Origin of the sequence: Labrys okinawensis, assembly GCF_047345005.1 — a bacterium.
In the GTDB taxonomy this organism is placed as follows: Bacteria; Pseudomonadota; Alphaproteobacteria; order Rhizobiales; family Labraceae; genus Labrys; species Labrys okinawensis.
Genome location: NZ_CP178864.1, coordinates 1876941 through 1891842, shown reverse-complemented (window position 1 = coordinate 1891842; position 14902 = coordinate 1876941). Strand labels below are relative to the sequence as shown.

Below are 14902 nucleotides of genomic sequence, written 5' to 3'. Positions count from 1 at the left end.
ACCCGCCTACCGTGCGACGGAGCGAGCTGCTAGCTTGCAAGGGCGTGAAGGCGTTCATGACAGAGAGCAATGAGATGATACTCAATCCGGATCACGTTACGATCGCCGTTGCCAAATCCGGGCCGGCGATCGAGTTCTTCGCACTCCTCGGCTTCCGGAAGGAGCACGTCGCGACAATCGACGGTGGCCTTCCCGCCCGGTACATGGGCATGCCGGACATGAAAGCGCAGCACATCACCCTCGTTCTCGAGGGAGCGGACCCTCATTTCGAGATTCAGCTGCTCGAGTTCGACCCGCCCACAGGAACCGATCCGGGGGCGCACCCGACAAACCTGCGGCGGCTGGGTTTCAACCACCTGGCTTTCCGCGTCGACGACATCGAGGCAGCCACCGCGCACCTCGTAGCCAACGGCGTAACCATGCTGAGCGACGAGATGGACTACATTAGCCGAAAGCTGCGGCTGTTCGAGGGGCCTGAAGGCATTACCTTCGAGCTGGTCCAGCGGGGCGGCTCGGATGCTTCTGGCTAGGGCCTCCAAACGGGCGACCCGCCGTCACCCGCGCAAGTCGTGATGTCGCCTTATGGCGCGTTGAAGAACGTCAGCTGCTGGCGCGTTCTGGGCTGTTGATTCTGCGATGGAGATTTTGCAGCATGGCGAAGCTCATCTTTGGAATGAACCAGTCCCTGGACGGCTACGTCGACCACCTGGAAATGCGGACAGGCCCCGCGCTCTTTCGTCACTGGATAGAGCATGTGCGTGACCTGGCCGGCAGCGTGTACGGTCGGCATATGTACGAGGTGATGCGGTATTGGGACGAAGACCGTCCTGAGTGGAGTGCGGAACAATGCGAGTTCGCAGCGGCGTGGAGGAACCAGCCGAAATGGGTCGTGTCGCGCTCGTTGAAGTCGGTCGGCCCCAACGCCACGCTTATTTCGGGTGGCATCGAGACGGTGGTACGGGGACTGAAGGCTCAGTTCGTTGGGGAGATTGCCGTTTCTGGACCAGACCTGGCGCGGAGCCTGACCGACCTTGGTCTTATCGATGAGTATCGCCTCTACTTTCACCCCGTCGTGCTTGGTCGCGGCAAGCCATTCTTCGCCGGCCCCCGGCCGCCGCTCCGCCTCATGGCCAGCGATCGAATTGGCGAGGAAGCGATCAGGTTGACGTACGTTCCTGCCTGATCACGCGACCCGCCCGACGAACTGCGCTGACGCGTCAGGTTCACGATGGGTCGGGTGCAGTCTTTTCGCGCAAATTTTGACAAGGCCTGCTTCTCAGCATGTGGCCAATACCCGCTTCTGGTGCATTCCAGTCGGTCCACTCTTGGAGGCAACATCCAGACAGCGGACGTTCGAAACGGCGCAGTGCCGACACACGACGAATGACCGCCGCCGCCACAGTCACCGTGACTCCAACGATCGGTCCTGTTCCTTGGCCCCCCACCGGCGGCGCCTGGACCGGGGGGCCGAGGCGATTGCCTAGGCCGGCAGCACGACCACCTTCGTCCCCACAGGTGTCTGGGAGTAGAGGTGGATCATGTCCTGAGTGAGCAGGCCGGTACAGCCGCTTGAAACGCCGGTCCCGATCGACTGGGCTATTCTTGTGCTGTAGATCGTGTAGAGCGTGTATTTGCCGTTCTGATAGAGATAGAGCGTGCGGGCACCGAGCGGGTTGTCGAGGCCGGGCGGCATACCGCCGGCATATTTGGCCGCCTCGGGCTGGCGCTGAATCATCTCCTTGGGTGGCGTCCAGACTGCCCATTCGGCCTTGCGCCCGACATAGGCTTCGCCGCTCCACAGGAATCCCTTGCGGCCGACATTGGCGCCATAGCGGGTGGCGTTCCCATCGCCTTCGACGCGGTAGACGTAGTAATGGCCGGGATCGATGATAATCGTACCTGCGGCCTCCTTGGTGTCGTAACGCACCGTCCGGCGATAATATTTCGGATCAATCTTGCTGACATCGACCGCCGGGATCGGGAATCGCTCTTCGGGCACCGGCCCATAGAGCTTCGCCGCCTCGGCGCGGCTCATGCCGCCAGAGTTTGCGCAACCGGCCAGTCCGAGCGCGCCGAGACTGACGGCGGAGCCCAACAGAAACGACCGGCGGTTGAGAAGCCCCGATTGAAGCCCAAGCCGAGCTGCTTCGTCCCTCTCGCCGGCATCGGCGATGCCACCATCCATGATCATGATTTTGAAGTTCCCCTGTCCTGTCGCCCGACCAGAGAATACACCGGCATAGGCCCGCTGAATGTCTTGCTGAGCCGAGATTGCCCTCACACGGCTCGATTGGCAAGCTCGGGCCTTCGCCAAGCGGCCTGCCATGCACCAAAGTCGTTAACGTCCACTCGGTCTGGAGCAAGGCGTGTTTAAGCGTAAAAGCTGCTTTGCTCCAGCTCGTTCTTTCGACGCGTCATTGCGATTCTTGCCGATTCCGTCAAGTCGCAAAACGCTCCAGCAGTTTCACTTCGCGCTGAGCTTCGACAAGATCATGCAGATTACGGCATCGGTCAGCGGTGCCTGCGCTCATCCGCCGGCTTTCTGAGGCACAGAGCCGCTATCGGCCGGTGCGAGTGAATGACTGTTTCCCAGCTTGGGGAACGGGCCGGCCGAGGCGGATGGCAGCGCCTCGGGCAGGTACATCACCTCCGCTGCCGTTCCCCTACTGCCCTAGACGCCGCTTGGCGTCGGCCCATGCTTCCGCGCGCCATTGGTTGACCTGGTTAACGTCGAGGCCGGCGCCGAGCGAGTCCCCGATTTTCACCCCGGCCTCGGGGATCGGGCCGAGGGACGCCACCAGTGACATGGCCGCCATTCGCGCCTGATTGAAAACCGTGCCCATGGCGAAAAAGTCCTCTTTGTAGGTATCGAAGGGCGGCGGCGGATCGAGGCAGTATTTGCTGGCGAAGGAGTGGTAGGCGGTCTCGAGCGCCTGGCCCATATCGCCGCGGATATGAGCGGTAACGCCGGTGATGAGGCTGGTCATGATCCCGCTCGACCAACCCAATATGGAATCGTTGTCGGGGCGGCCGGTGTTCATGAAATGCAGACGCCATAGCGGTGAAACGCCGGCGCCGCCTGCGTCCCACGCATCCAGCGCGCGATTGTACATGTTGTAGAAGATCGGAATGAAGTGCAGAACGAAGCCAGGCTGCTTGTAGTCCCGTGCCGCGCTGATCTCGAAGCCTGTGGTGATCTCATAGAGCTTGGCGAACCAATACTTTGTGTCACTGATTGTCGAAATGAAACGGCCGGTGCGCCCCACCGCGCCGACGGTGGTGAAAAACCGGCTGGCGACGTCGACGCTCTGGTGCTTGGTGCGGAGCGCCTCTTTCAATTCGATCTCGAACGACTTGCTGAAGTCGTTGGGACAGGGTGGCGGCGCCACTTTGGGAATGTAGATTGTGCCGGGAACGTCTGCGGAGCCGAACCGGTAATTGTCGTGGTCCGGCGTCTCCAGCCGGCACCCGACCTTTTCGCGAAGATACCAGTTGATCTCGTCGGTATTGGAAGTCTTGAAGTTGAAGTTGATCAGTTCGGCGACGTCGACCCGGTTGGCGCTGGCGATACTCCACCAATTGTCACCATCCTTGACCTTGTAGGGGGTGCCCTTCGCCAGATGCTCGGCGGATGGAAACGGTGCAAGAACCGTCGGTCGCTTTGTGCTCGGCATCCTCAAGCCCTTCCCGGCGGCGGCGCTGCATGCATAGCCAGCGCCGACAGGCTTTGAATATCAGCATTGCGGTCCGCGGGCTTCCCCTGTTTGCGGGACCTCCTGTTGTGCCTCCGGAAGGGTCATCAGGGCCTTGATTTTGACCTTCCGCGGAACGCCGGACTCGCGCACTTTCCCCACCTGTGAGCGCGATGCTGTTCAGGCTTGGAAAACAAAGAGCCGGAACAAGTCGGTGGGAGAGGCGAAGAGCTGACGAATAGCAACGAAGCCGGCAGCCCGTCCGAGTTCGTGCCAACTCGAAACCGTTTCAGGAAAGTCGTACTCATGGACGTGGGTTCTCAAAGCCGCCCACTCCGCAGGCGTGAACGCATGCCAATTCGGTCTCTGGCAATCCCAGCGCGCGAGCCAATCGTCCCGTGTCTCTCCGTCCGGGCCAGCGTTCTCATAGATGACGAGCTTTCCCGAGCCGCCGACGATGCGGCAACATTCGCGCATCAGGTCAAGTTTTTGTGGTGCACGGAAGTGATGCAACGACAGCCCGATCCAGATGACGTCCATCGGTTCCGACCAACTCGTCAAAGCATCGGCAAGATCGCCGAGCCGAAAGGCGCACGGACATGAAAGCAGTGCGCCGCGCGCCGCCAGCTCAAGTGCGTATTCCGAAAGATCGACACCGACATAGCGGGCCACGGCCGTTCCCGCTAGCGCACCGAAGGTGGAACTCGCATCGCCGCAGGCGATATCGAGGAAACTAAAGGGCAGCGGTTGTTCGTCGATCAGAAATTGGTGCAGCGCGGCATAGGCGTCGTTGTGGAAGAGATAATTGTTGTCGACCACTTTGCGATAGGTCTGCCACTGCGTCTGGAACAACGCAGCAGCCTGCTCCCGAACCGACGATGATAATAGGTGAACGCCATCGGGCGAGCTCATCTCAATTCCCCTGCAAGTTGGGTCAGCGCTGGAAGAATGTGCTTGGATTTACCGCGTGTCGGCAAGGAGGGCTGGGAAATGCAAGAACGGCGCGCCCCCAACACCGTCAAGCCGTGTTGCAACACTTTTTCGGAACCTGCCTAGGAAGCATTTATACAATTTTTTGGTGCAATCTTCGAGTCTTTCACCCGGTGCTTGTCGAGCAACGCCATCATGCCGATTATTTGAGGCCCTGCATCTTGCCGCCCCGCAGCGATAGGGAGTTCAACCACCGCAACCCGATGTGCCGTCATCTGAATTGGAACCATTTTGTGGTCAATTTGCATTGTCGGACATACTTTGGAGAGTTCTTTGTCAAAAAAGTTGCTTGCTGTACAAAGTATACATCCGAAGGATAATTGCCGCCGAAAGAAACGGCAGAGGAGAGAACATGGCACGGCTTGATGGCAAGCTTGCACTGATCACAGGTGGTACAAGTGGCATTGGCCTGGAAACAGCGCGGCAGTTCCTGATCGAAGGCGCCGCGGTTGCGATTACAGGCCGATCGGAAGAGAGGTTGGAGGCTGCAAAGCGCGCGCTCGGCGGCACGGTTCTTACGCTTCGCAGCGAGGCAGGCGACGTCTCAGGCCAGGAGGACGTGGCAGCGGCGCTTCGGAAGCACTGGCAGAAAATCGACATCCTCTTTGTCAACGCCGGCGACGTCACACATCGCCCGCTTGCTGACTGGGACGAGGCCAGCTTCGATGCCCTGATGGCCACGAACTTGAAAGGGCCGTTCTTTCTTATCCGTGCACTGTTGCCGCTGTTTGCCAATCCATCGTCGATCATCCTTTGCGGTTCGGTCGCCGCCCATATTGGAGTGCCGCAATCAAGCGCTTACGCAGCAAGCAAGGCGGGGCTGCTCTCACTCGCCCGAACCTTGTCCGGCGAGTTCAAGGACCGCGGCATTCGTGTCAACGGCCTGAGCCCAGGGCCGACCGATACGTCCGCGCTCAGCAAGCTCGGATTGAAGGGCGAGGCCGAGGCAAAGCTGCGCAGGGAGATCCAGCAACTCGTGCCGATCGGACGCATGGGCACGCCGCTTGAACTTGCCAAAGCCGCAGTCTTCCTCGCATCAGACGAATCCGCTTTCATGGTCGGCACGGAACTGCTGGTCGATGGAGGCGTCGGCAACTTGTGAAACTGGGGGCTGCTGGCCCAAGGCGGGGGGCTATGTGGGCATTCGAGCGGAAGATGGGCCGGTAGATAAACCGGCCGAGATACCGCTCGCGGCCCCGGTGCGTTCATGAGGTCCGGAACGCTTCCGTACAGGCTTGCGGGCCTGCCCATTAAGAATTGGCAGAGGAGGGTTTTTGCTTGATCAACGTAGCCAATATGACTCCGGCGACAATAAAAGCCGCCCCGTAGACGTCATAACTTTGCAGACCTTCTCCGAGCAGCAGATAGGCGAGCAAGGCAACGAATACCGTCTGCAGGTAGAGCAGCATGCTGGCAGGGCCGGCACCAAGTACCGCGACACTGCGGTTGTAAAGATAGTACATCAGTGCGCCACCCGGGCCGGCCATGTAGGCGAGCGCAATCAGGCCGTTCGCGTGCAACGTCGAGCGGTCGCCGGAATAGAGTTCCCACGCATAGAAAGGCAGGGCGACCAGGCTGCCAGCCCCGAGCAAGAGGACGACCATGGGCAAAAGTTCGATGTCGAATTTGGCACGCCGCAAAAGGACGGTGTATAGGCCCCAGCACAGCGCGCTGGCGGCAATCCATAGTTCGCCGGCGCTAAACTGGAGCCGCTTCAACGCGGCGAGATCGCCATGGGCGACGATGATCATCATGCCCGCCAAGGCAAAAACAGCGCCGATCGCCTTCCACAGACCGAGCGGCTCGCTCAGCACAATTCGAGCAATCACCATCGTCATGACCGGTGAAAGCGCCATTATGATGCCAGCGGTGGTAGCATTGGTATCGTGGAGGCCCGTGTAGATCATGCCCTGACAGAGTGTCATGCCAATCGCCCCAATGAGCACCACCTCCACAGCCCGCGATCGGATCAACGCGATCATCGCGCCATAGTGGTGAAACACGATTGGCAATAGGATCGCGAAAGCAAGTGCCAGCCGCCAAAAGCAGAGCGCCCATGGCCCCATCTCCGGCGCCACCCATTTGGCTGCAATATAGACGCCGGCAGAAAGCAGCCAGCAGAGGGCCGCGGTCGAGTAGGCGAGTGGAAGCGAGGCGCCCGGGGCCGCCTTCGCATTCTCCGGATGTGCGATTGGTAGCGCTTGAATTTTCGTCTCTCCCTCGAGGGTTGAATACTAGCGCAATTGCAGGATTTTGCCGAGAGGCAGCGCACCAGGCCGATCGAAATCTTCGAGATCGCCATCGATCACTGGCAAGATACGGCTGTCGGCCGAGCCTGCTCCTTCCAGATACGGAAAGAAAGCGCGTTACCGTTTCAATTCCGTGCCTGCTTCCGGGCATACCGGCAGCATGATGGGACGGCCGCTAGAGCGTTTTACTTTCAGATCGAATCACCTAGGATCGCAAAATGCTTTTGGTACCAATAAGTTAATTTCGTAGTCCGCTCCTGCCTGAACGCATTTTGCTCTATGGGTCGAGGCCGCTCCGAAAGGTGCGCTTCTCGGCTGCGCCCTATCACGCGCCGAAGCGATGGATGGACGAAACGCGGGCCGCCCGGCAGCCAGTACTCAGGTGGACGCCGCCGGAGTCGGTGAAGGACGCGGCGGAGTAAGGTGAAGCAGGCGATTCCCCCGGACGAAAGGTTCGGCGGGAGAGCAAAAAACGATAAGCACTTCAGCCCCAGCCGTGAGACTCTCTCGCCTCCGCCGCTTTCTCATCGCCACAGCCAAGCGCCATCGTTCCCACGCCCTTTCCGGCTGGGTTGATGAGGAGACCGGGCGATGGCGGCTGCGGGGCAGCCGTGAAAGCAGGATCATGGAAGATGGCAGGCCGCCTTGTCGGTGCCAGACGCCATCGCCCCGTTCCGGCAGCCCGGCACGCTGACAAAGCGCGCAAGGCCACCTGTTTTTTTCCGCCTTCTAAAAGCGGAGGCGAGCCCAGAGCGGACGGCACGGACCATCCGAACCCGGCCCAGCCGGCCCGGCAAAGGGGCTGAGCGACGTCCGTCCTGGCCGGACGGTGGCATCAGCCGTCTTCACCGCATCGGCGGGAGGAGGGACGAAGGCGTTGCCGGGCTCAAGCCCTTCACGCTCCGTCCAGGGATCCAGGGCACTTCCATGGGGTGCCGATCCCGTCTGTCCCGCTCGTCACCCCTGGAGGCCGGCTTCGAGAGAAGCAGGACCGCCGCTTGCGCCTGCCACTTGGACAGGCCGCTGGGGTGGATGGAAGCGTTCGGGGCCGGGTTGCGCACACGCCGGCCGCTGACGCCTCATTCCGTTAGGGAATAGAGCATGGGGCCAAATGAAAGTCAAGATTCGTTCTGCTTTATCCCCATGACATCAACCAAGATCTCCCTCGACCTATTCGTCGCCACCCTGCGGGACCTAGCGCTGGCATATTGCTTCCCTGCATATCGGCCTTCGATGCCGTTCAATCGGTATTAACATAACATATCCAAGTATATATCGATCTAATTACCAGATCTCAATCACATACACCCATCTATGACGCTTATATATTAGAAAATAGATTATTGGACGCACGGACTTAAAGCAATATCCCTCGATCACCTTGAATTCATTCTCGCGGAAGAGCCGGCGCGGCAAATACTCTATTCCCCGACGGCCTCGCAGGAACAAGCCTGCCCCGTCGCGGTTGCCCTGCCCAAAACGCCCACCATGCTGGCCCGCGGCTTCGCGGCGGTGGCGGCCGTGGAAGGGAGAATAGAAGCCGGCTAAGGAAAGATTTAGCCGCCTTCGATCATCGCTCGGCAGTGCCAGGGCGGCAAAGACCCGGCTGAGCGAGATGAGACGATTGAGAATGGTGTGCGCCGTCGAAGTCCCCTCACCCCGTTCTTACGGGGAGAGAGGGCACAACTGCCTCGCTTCACCCTCAAACCGGCTCATCTCGCCCAACTGTAGAGCGCCTCCCAGGCTGCGCCCGCTTCACACCACCGGGCATGACTTCGCGCCCCAGATCTCCGTCGCATATTGCGCGATGCTGCGGTCGCTGGAGAAGGGGCCGGAATGCGCGACGTTGAGAATGGCCTTGCGCGCCCATTCGTTGCGGTCGGCATAGAGCGAACACAGGGCCTGGTCTGCCGTCAGGTAGGCTGACAGGTCGGCCAGGTGCATGTAGTGATCGCCACGTAGCAGGATATCGACGATCGGCCCGAAGGCGCCCCGCTCGTTCTGGCTGAAATAATCGCTCGAGATCAGGTCGATGGCCTGCCGGGTTTCGGGGTCGTTGTCGTAATGCCAGCGTGGGTCGTACCAGCCGCGGCTGTCCGCGACCTGCTGTGCCGTCAATCCGAACAGGAAGAAATTCTCCTCCCCGGCCTGCTCGGCCATTTCGATGGTGGCGCCGTCGCGCGTGGCGATGGTCAGCGCGCCATTCATCATGAATTTCATGTTGCTCGTGCCGCTCGCCTCGTAGCCCGCCGTCGATATCTGGTTCGAGACATCGGCGGCGGGGATCAGGCGTTCGGCGAGCGAGACGCAATATTCCGGAAGGAAAACCACCTTGATGCGTCCGCGCACGAGCGGGTCGCCATCGATGGTGCCGGCCAAATTGTTCAGGAACTTGATGATCAGCTTGGCGATGCGATAGCCAGGCGCCGCCTTGCCGGCGAAGAAAAAGGTCCGCGGCGTCATCTCGAGATCCGGAAGCGAGCGGATTCGGTTGTAGAGCACGATCACCCTGAGCGCGTTCAGCATCTGCCGCTTATACTCGTGGATGCGCTTGATCTGGCAGTCGAAGATGCTGTCCGGATCGACGGACTGGCCGGAGACCGAATGCACCCAGCCAGCGAATTTTGCCTTTGCGCTGCGTTTGGCCTGCAGGAACGCATGCTGGAACTCCGGCTCTGCGGCATGCGGCGCCAGGTCAACGATCTTGCTGAAATCCTCTATCCAGTCCTCGCCGATAACTTTCGATATCGCCTGCGACAGATCGGGATTGCACATCAGCAGCCAGCGGCGCGGCGTGACGCCATTGGTCTTGTTGTTGAAACGCTCGGGGAAAATCTGGGCAAGGTCCCGCACCGTCGTCGCCTTCAGCAGGTTCGAATGGATGGCGGCAACGCCATTCGTGCTGTGTGAACCGACGATGGCGAGGTTCGCCATGCGCACCTTGTCCTCCGCGCCTTCCTCGATCAGGCTCACGCGCTCGACGAGGCCCTCGTCGCCGGGATGGCTGCTGCGCACATCGCTCAGGAAGCGGCTGTTGATCTCGTAGATGATCTCCAGCTGGCGTGGCAGCATCTGGCGGAAATAATGCAGCGGCCACTTCTCCAGAGCCTCGGGAAGCAGCGTGTGATTGGTATAGGCCAGGCTCCGGGTCGTCAGATCCCAGGCTTCATCCCAGGGTAGATGCGCTTCGTCGAGCAGGATGCGCATGAGTTCCGGCACGGACAAGGCGGGATGGGTATCGTTGAGCTGGATGGCAACCTTTTCGGGCAGAAGCTGCCAATCCTGGTTGTGCCGGCGAAAACGGCGGACGAGATCGGCGAGCGAACAGGCGACGAGGAAATATTCCTGGGCGAACCGCAAGCCCTGTCCCATTTCGGTGGAGTCGTCGGGATAGAGGACGCGAGTGAGGGTCTGCGCCGAGATGCTGCCGACGAGCGCGCCGACGAAATCGCCCGAACTGAACTCCTGGAAGTCGAAATAATCGGGCGCGGTGGCGCTCCACAGGCGCAGGCTGTTGATCGTCCGGCCGCCGAAGCCGACGATCGGGCGGTCATAGGGCACGCCGATCAGCGTCGAGGGCCGATCGGCGACAACCTGGAGACTGCCCTGATGCATCTCGAAGGTGCAGCCGAGCTTGACCTCGACGAATTCGCTCCGCCGCGAGATCTCCCAGGGATCCTGCCGGCGCAGCCAATTGTCGGGCTGTTCGCGCTGCCAGCCCTGGTCGATCGCCTGCTTGAACATGCCATATTCGTAGCGCAGGCCGTAGCCCATCGCCGGGAGCTGCATGGTTGCCATCGAGTCGAGAAAGCAGGCGGCGAGCCGACCAAGGCCGCCATTGCCAAGACCGGCGTCCGGCTCCTGCTCGACCATGCCGATCCAGTCGAGCTGAGCCTCGAGCGCGGCATGCTCGAGCGAGGGGTTCAACATCAGATTGGTGAGATTGTTGGTCAGCGACCGGCCAATCAGGAATTCCATCGACAAATAGTAGATGCGCTTCGGGTCGGCCTTGTCATAGGCAGCCTGGGTCTTGATCCACTGCGCGGCCAGGACATCGCGGACGGAGTGCCCCAGCGCCTCGAAGCGCTGCCGCTCATAGGCGCCGCCTGGTTCGACCACGGCGTCCGACAAAAGATGGCGCTCGAACAGGGCATCGGCCTGTCCGAAAAACGGCACGGAGGGAGCTTGCTGGGGAGTCTGCTGCTTTGATGCAAGGCTCGAACGGGTTGGGGCGTCCATGATTTCCTCCTGCAAGGACCGATGCGCTGTGGTCTGGCCATCTGCGTTGACACCACGCCACCTGACATAAGCGGGCGGGCCGAGTTCGGTATGTCGCGAAACTTCTCGAAAGGGCGCTCTGGTGACGCCTTGGCCATCACTCGCATTCGAGCGTCAGGCGGTGACAATCGAGCCAGCATCGTCCCGCCACATGACAGGCGCATGAATAGCGCGATGCGGATTTATGCGATTATCGGCGTCCATCGCCAAGAGCAATCATATGCCGTCGTCGATGAAGCCGGGCCTTCCAAGAAGAATGGCCGGCGGTCGCAACGAAACGCCGCGTCGGCATTACGCGGGAATTCGTCTCATTCGTCGCCGTCGACAGTAAAATTCGCGGCCATCTCTCCGATGTGCTGCCAAAGCCGGTTGGCGACGGGGCCGTGCACCTGATCGCGTTGCCGAGCTGCCGTGAGCTCGATCCGGCCGCCCTTCAGATGCCGGCCGGCGATGGACAGGAGGCGTCCATCGCGCAGTTCCCGCTCGATCAAGACGTCGTGCAGGTGGCCCCAAGCCGCGCCTTGCACGATGATCTCCTTTTTCATCAGCTGGTCGCCAACCGTCCAGCTCGGCGCGCCTTCAATAATGTAGAAGTTCGGCCGGACGCTGTGGCGGGCCGTGTCCCGAATGACGCATTGGACGTAGCCACGCATCTGGTCGAACGTGATTTCCGAGGAGATGGGCATGCGCAGAAATCCGGGCGCCACCACCGGGATGAGCTTGACGGCGCAAAGATCGATGAATTCGAGCCGTGGGTCGGCCTTGTCGATATGGTGGATGATCAGGTCGGCCTCCCCGTCGAAAAGCCGCTCCCAGGGGCCGGCAATGGCCTCGACATGCAAATGCAGCCGGGTGCCCGGATGGCGATCGAAAAAAGCGCGGAGCAGAGCAAGCACCTCGCGCACAGGGCAGAGATCGCCGATCACGACGCGTAGCTCGCTCTCCTCGCCCATAGCCAATTGCCGAGCGTGGTTCTGCAAGCCGCGGAGTTCCCGCAGGAACACGCGCGTCTGGTCATGGAAGGAGCGGCCGGCCTCGGTCAGCGCCACGCGATAGCCGCTGCGGTCGAGCAAGGTCAGACCAAGCTGCGCCTCCAGATTCTTGACAGCGGTGAAGACCGTCGGCTGCGTGCGCCGGAGCTTTTCGGCCGCGGATTGAAAGCCGCCCTCCACCACGACCGCGTCGAAGCACTGCAGCTGATGCAGGGTGAGGCCATCGATCATCGACAAATCCTATTAAGATAATCGAAACTTCATTCTTTTTATCAAATCTCCAATCACTCATCAAGGGCGCGCCCAACCAACCTGGAGATCTGTCATGCGCGCCATTGTCATCAAGCAATATGGCGACCCGGACGTGCTGAGCATCGAGGAACGCCCCGATCCCAAACCTCGGCCGGGCCATGTGCTCATCGAGGTCAAAGCCTTCGGCGTGAACCATGCCGAGACCCATATGCGGGAAGGAAACTGGCCCGAGGCGACCGAAATCAGCGGCATCGAATGCGTCGGCCTGGTCAAGGCCGATCCGGATGGACATCTCGCCCCGGGCCAGAAAGTCGTCGCCTTCATGGGCGGCATGGGGCGCAGCATCAACGGCAGCTATGCCGAGCTGACCAGCGTGCCCGCCGGCAATGTGCTGCCGGTGAAAACCTCGCTTGCCTGGGACATATTGGCGGCGATCCCGGAATCCTACGCAACCGCCTGGGCTGCGCTCCATGGCAATCTGGACCTCAAGGCCGGCCAGACCATCGTCATCCGCGGCGCCACTTCGGCGCTGGGTCAGGCGGCGGTGAACATCGCCGCCCATATCGGCGCCCATGTCATCGCCACGACACGTAACCCGAAGCGCGCGGAGACACTCGAAGCGCTGGGCGCCAAGGAAGTGGTGCTCGAAGCACCCGACCTGCCCCAGCGCGTGCGCGACCGGCACCCGCAAGGTGTCGATGCCGTGCTGGAACTGGTCGGCAACAGCACGGTCGTCGGCTCGCTCGCCACGGTTCGTCGCCACGGGCGCCTCTGCCTGGCCGGCTTCCTCGGTGGCCTCGATCCGATCCCCACCTTCATGCCGGTCATGCAGTTGCCCAGCGGTGTGCATTTCAGCTTCTTCGGCAGCTTCATGTTCGGCACGCCGGCGTTTCCGACGTCCGAAATTCCCATGCAGACCATCGTCGAGCGGGTTGAAGACGGCACCTACAAGGCCAGGCCGGCGCGGGTGTTCCGCTTCGAAGAGATCCGCGAGGCCCATCGCCTGATGGAGGCCGGCGGAGCAAACGGCAAGATCGTGGTGCGCTTGTAAGAGGGCATGCATCCGGTGTCGCGCGCTCAGGTCATGGCGCCGGATGCGGACTTGTGTGGCATGAGGGCCAGGCCTGCAGTCTGGAAACGGATTCCCCACCCGTCATTGCCGCGACCAAACCTTTGGAATTGCTTGGGACGCGAAGCAATCCAGGGCCAAAGGGCATCCGTCGCGAGTCATCGCCACGGAGTGGCAGTCTCTGACTGCCATTTTCCACTCGATATGAAACGCCTCGCTTCCAGGAATGGCGATCCCCTCTCACCGATCGCTTTAGGAGAAACACTCTCCACCGAAGTTTGAGCCCCATCCCACTCGATTGACTTTCGACGCTCGGGATTAATCCGAATGGTCAAAGAGCGGGCAACTCACGGCCTCCCAAGAGCATAATGGTTAAGCCTGAAGAGCAGAACTTCTTACGCCATAGAGCATGACCCTTTAAACAAAAACAGCACTGCAAAGTCGATATTATTTTATCCATAAACAACTCACTCGCTTTGACCCAACAAAAGAGCGCAGTCAGACAAAGCTATTTTACTTCACATAGAGATTGATCATGAAGAAGAACGCACAAGTTATTTGTCTTCTTGGCGGAACCATGCTGTCCGTCTCGCTGATGCTGGGTATTTCGGCGCCGGCGAATGCGGCCGGATCCCGCGGAGGTTGTTCGCTGCAGCAGTTTGGCGCCATATTTGGAGCTTTCGGCGGCAGGTCATGCGCAGCTTATGATCTGGAAGCAATCTACCCCCCGCCTGGCGGCGGTTCGCATGGCAAGGACGCGGGTGGTTCGACCAAATCCACCTCGGTGTCCGGCAAGCCGGGCAACAAGGGCGGCGACCCGGGTTCTGGAAGCGGCGACCCGGGCAATGGCGGGGGCACTCCCAACGGTGGGAACAGCGATCCGGGCTCCAAGGATGGGCACCACCATGATCACGATGGCTCCAGCGGGCGCGGCAAGGACGGCGACCACAAGGGTGGCCGCGGTGACAAGGGCGATAAGGGCGACCACGACAACAAGGGTGGCCAGGGCGACAAGGGCGACCACGACAACAAGGGTGGCCGCGGCGACAAGGGCGACCACGACAACAAGGGCGACCACGACAACAAGGGCGGCCGCGGCGACAAGGGTGGCCAGGGCGATAATGGCGACCACGACAACAAGGGTGGCCGCGGCGATAATGGCGACCACGACAACAAGGGCGGCCGCGGCGACAAGGGCGACCACGACAACAAGGGTGGCCAGGGCGACAAGGGTGGCCAGGGCGACAAGGGTGGCCAGGGCGACAAGGGTGGCCAGGGCGACAAGGGCGGCAATAACAACAACGGCGGCCAGCAGGGCGGCAACGATGGCGGCCATAAGGGCCGATAAGCCTGGACGACAAAGTTCAATGCGGAGGCGTC

General features: G+C 60.9%; 11 protein-coding genes. 5 read left to right on the top strand and 6 right to left on the bottom strand.

Annotated elements, in window-relative coordinates; translation table 11 throughout:
- Window positions 1-56: 56 nt before the first annotated feature.
- Together ACMDCR_RS08910 and ACMDCR_RS08905 are read left to right on the top strand one after the other, a co-directional pair.
- On the top strand, window positions 57-530 hold the full coding sequence (locus tag ACMDCR_RS08910; protein WP_413992186.1) for a VOC family protein: 474 nt from the start codon (window positions 57-59) through the stop codon (window positions 528-530).
- A 122-nt stretch (window positions 531-652) separates the two neighbouring features.
- On the top strand, window positions 653-1183 hold the full coding sequence (locus ACMDCR_RS08905; protein WP_413992185.1) for a dihydrofolate reductase family protein: 531 nt from the start codon (window positions 653-655) through the stop codon (window positions 1181-1183).
- 297 nt (window positions 1184-1480) lie between these two features.
- Here ACMDCR_RS08905 and ACMDCR_RS08900 read toward each other — a convergent pair whose 3' ends face one another.
- The 3 genes from ACMDCR_RS08900 to ACMDCR_RS08890 all read right to left on the bottom strand — a co-directional run bounded on the left by ACMDCR_RS08900 (window position 1481) and on the right by ACMDCR_RS08890 (window position 4604).
- Window positions 1481-2191, bottom strand: a complete 711-nt coding sequence (locus tag ACMDCR_RS08900) for a L,D-transpeptidase (protein ID WP_413992184.1) — start codon at window positions 2189-2191, stop codon at window positions 1481-1483.
- Between the two features lie 472 nt (window positions 2192-2663).
- On the bottom strand, window positions 2664-3674 hold the full coding sequence (locus ACMDCR_RS08895; RefSeq protein ID WP_413992183.1) for a DUF5995 family protein: 1011 nt from the start codon (window positions 3672-3674) through the stop codon (window positions 2664-2666).
- Window positions 3675-3872: 198 nt separating this feature from the next.
- Window positions 3873-4604, bottom strand: coding sequence for a class I SAM-dependent methyltransferase (locus tag ACMDCR_RS08890; RefSeq protein ID WP_413992182.1), 732 nt, complete (start codon window positions 4602-4604; stop codon window positions 3873-3875).
- A gap of 430 nt (window positions 4605-5034) precedes the next feature.
- On the opposite strand from ACMDCR_RS08890, the gene ACMDCR_RS08885 reads away from it, so the two are divergent.
- Window positions 5035-5784: an SDR family oxidoreductase gene (locus ACMDCR_RS08885; protein WP_413993570.1), complete on the top strand. Its 750-nt coding sequence runs from the start codon at window positions 5035-5037 to the stop codon at window positions 5782-5784.
- A gap of 148 nt (window positions 5785-5932) precedes the next feature.
- Here the strand turns inward: ACMDCR_RS08885 and ACMDCR_RS08880 are convergent, their stop codons facing one another.
- From ACMDCR_RS08880 to ACMDCR_RS08870, 3 genes are all read right to left on the bottom strand, one after another.
- Complete coding sequence (locus tag ACMDCR_RS08880; protein ID WP_413993569.1) at window positions 5933-6889, bottom strand: DMT family transporter; 957 nt, start codon at window positions 6887-6889, stop codon at window positions 5933-5935.
- A 1797-nt stretch (window positions 6890-8686) separates the two neighbouring features.
- A complete protein-coding gene (locus ACMDCR_RS08875; protein ID WP_413992181.1) occupies window positions 8687-11170 on the bottom strand; it encodes a glycogen/starch/alpha-glucan phosphorylase in 2484 nt (827 codons plus the stop codon).
- Between the two features lie 347 nt (window positions 11171-11517).
- Window positions 11518-12429, bottom strand: coding sequence for a LysR family transcriptional regulator (locus ACMDCR_RS08870; protein ID WP_413993568.1), 912 nt, complete (start codon window positions 12427-12429; stop codon window positions 11518-11520).
- Window positions 12430-12526: 97 nt separating this feature from the next.
- Here ACMDCR_RS08870 and ACMDCR_RS08865 point away from each other — a divergent pair, with 97 nt between their 5' ends.
- On the top strand, window positions 12527-13504 hold the full coding sequence (locus ACMDCR_RS08865; RefSeq protein WP_413992180.1) for a zinc-binding dehydrogenase: 978 nt from the start codon (window positions 12527-12529) through the stop codon (window positions 13502-13504).
- Between the two features lie 553 nt (window positions 13505-14057).
- A complete protein-coding gene (locus ACMDCR_RS08860) occupies window positions 14058-14870 on the top strand; it encodes a hypothetical protein (RefSeq protein WP_413992179.1) in 813 nt (270 codons plus the stop codon).
- Window positions 14871-14902 lie beyond the last annotated feature (32 nt).

Excerpts from the sequence above, each read along its gene's own strand:
- ACMDCR_RS08860 (WP_413992179.1), top strand. The coding sequence starts at position 14,058 with ATGAAGAAGAACGCACAAGTTATTTGTCTTCTTGGCGGAACCATGCTG.
- ACMDCR_RS08895 (WP_413992183.1), bottom strand. The coding sequence starts at position 3,674 with ATGCCGAGCACAAAGCGACCGACGGTTCTTGCACCGTTTCCATCCGCC.
- ACMDCR_RS08910 (WP_413992186.1), top strand. The coding sequence starts at position 57 with ATGACAGAGAGCAATGAGATGATACTCAATCCGGATCACGTTACGATC.
- ACMDCR_RS08900 (WP_413992184.1), bottom strand. The coding sequence starts at position 2,191 with ATGATCATGGATGGTGGCATCGCCGATGCCGGCGAGAGGGACGAAGCA.
- ACMDCR_RS08885 (WP_413993570.1), top strand. The coding sequence starts at position 5,035 with ATGGCACGGCTTGATGGCAAGCTTGCACTGATCACAGGTGGTACAAGT.
- ACMDCR_RS08865 (WP_413992180.1), top strand. The coding sequence starts at position 12,527 with ATGCGCGCCATTGTCATCAAGCAATATGGCGACCCGGACGTGCTGAGC.
- ACMDCR_RS08905 (WP_413992185.1), top strand. The coding sequence starts at position 653 with ATGGCGAAGCTCATCTTTGGAATGAACCAGTCCCTGGACGGCTACGTC.
- ACMDCR_RS08890 (WP_413992182.1), bottom strand. The coding sequence starts at position 4,604 with ATGAGCTCGCCCGATGGCGTTCACCTATTATCATCGTCGGTTCGGGAG.
- ACMDCR_RS08875 (WP_413992181.1), bottom strand. The coding sequence starts at position 11,170 with ATGGACGCCCCAACCCGTTCGAGCCTTGCATCAAAGCAGCAGACTCCC.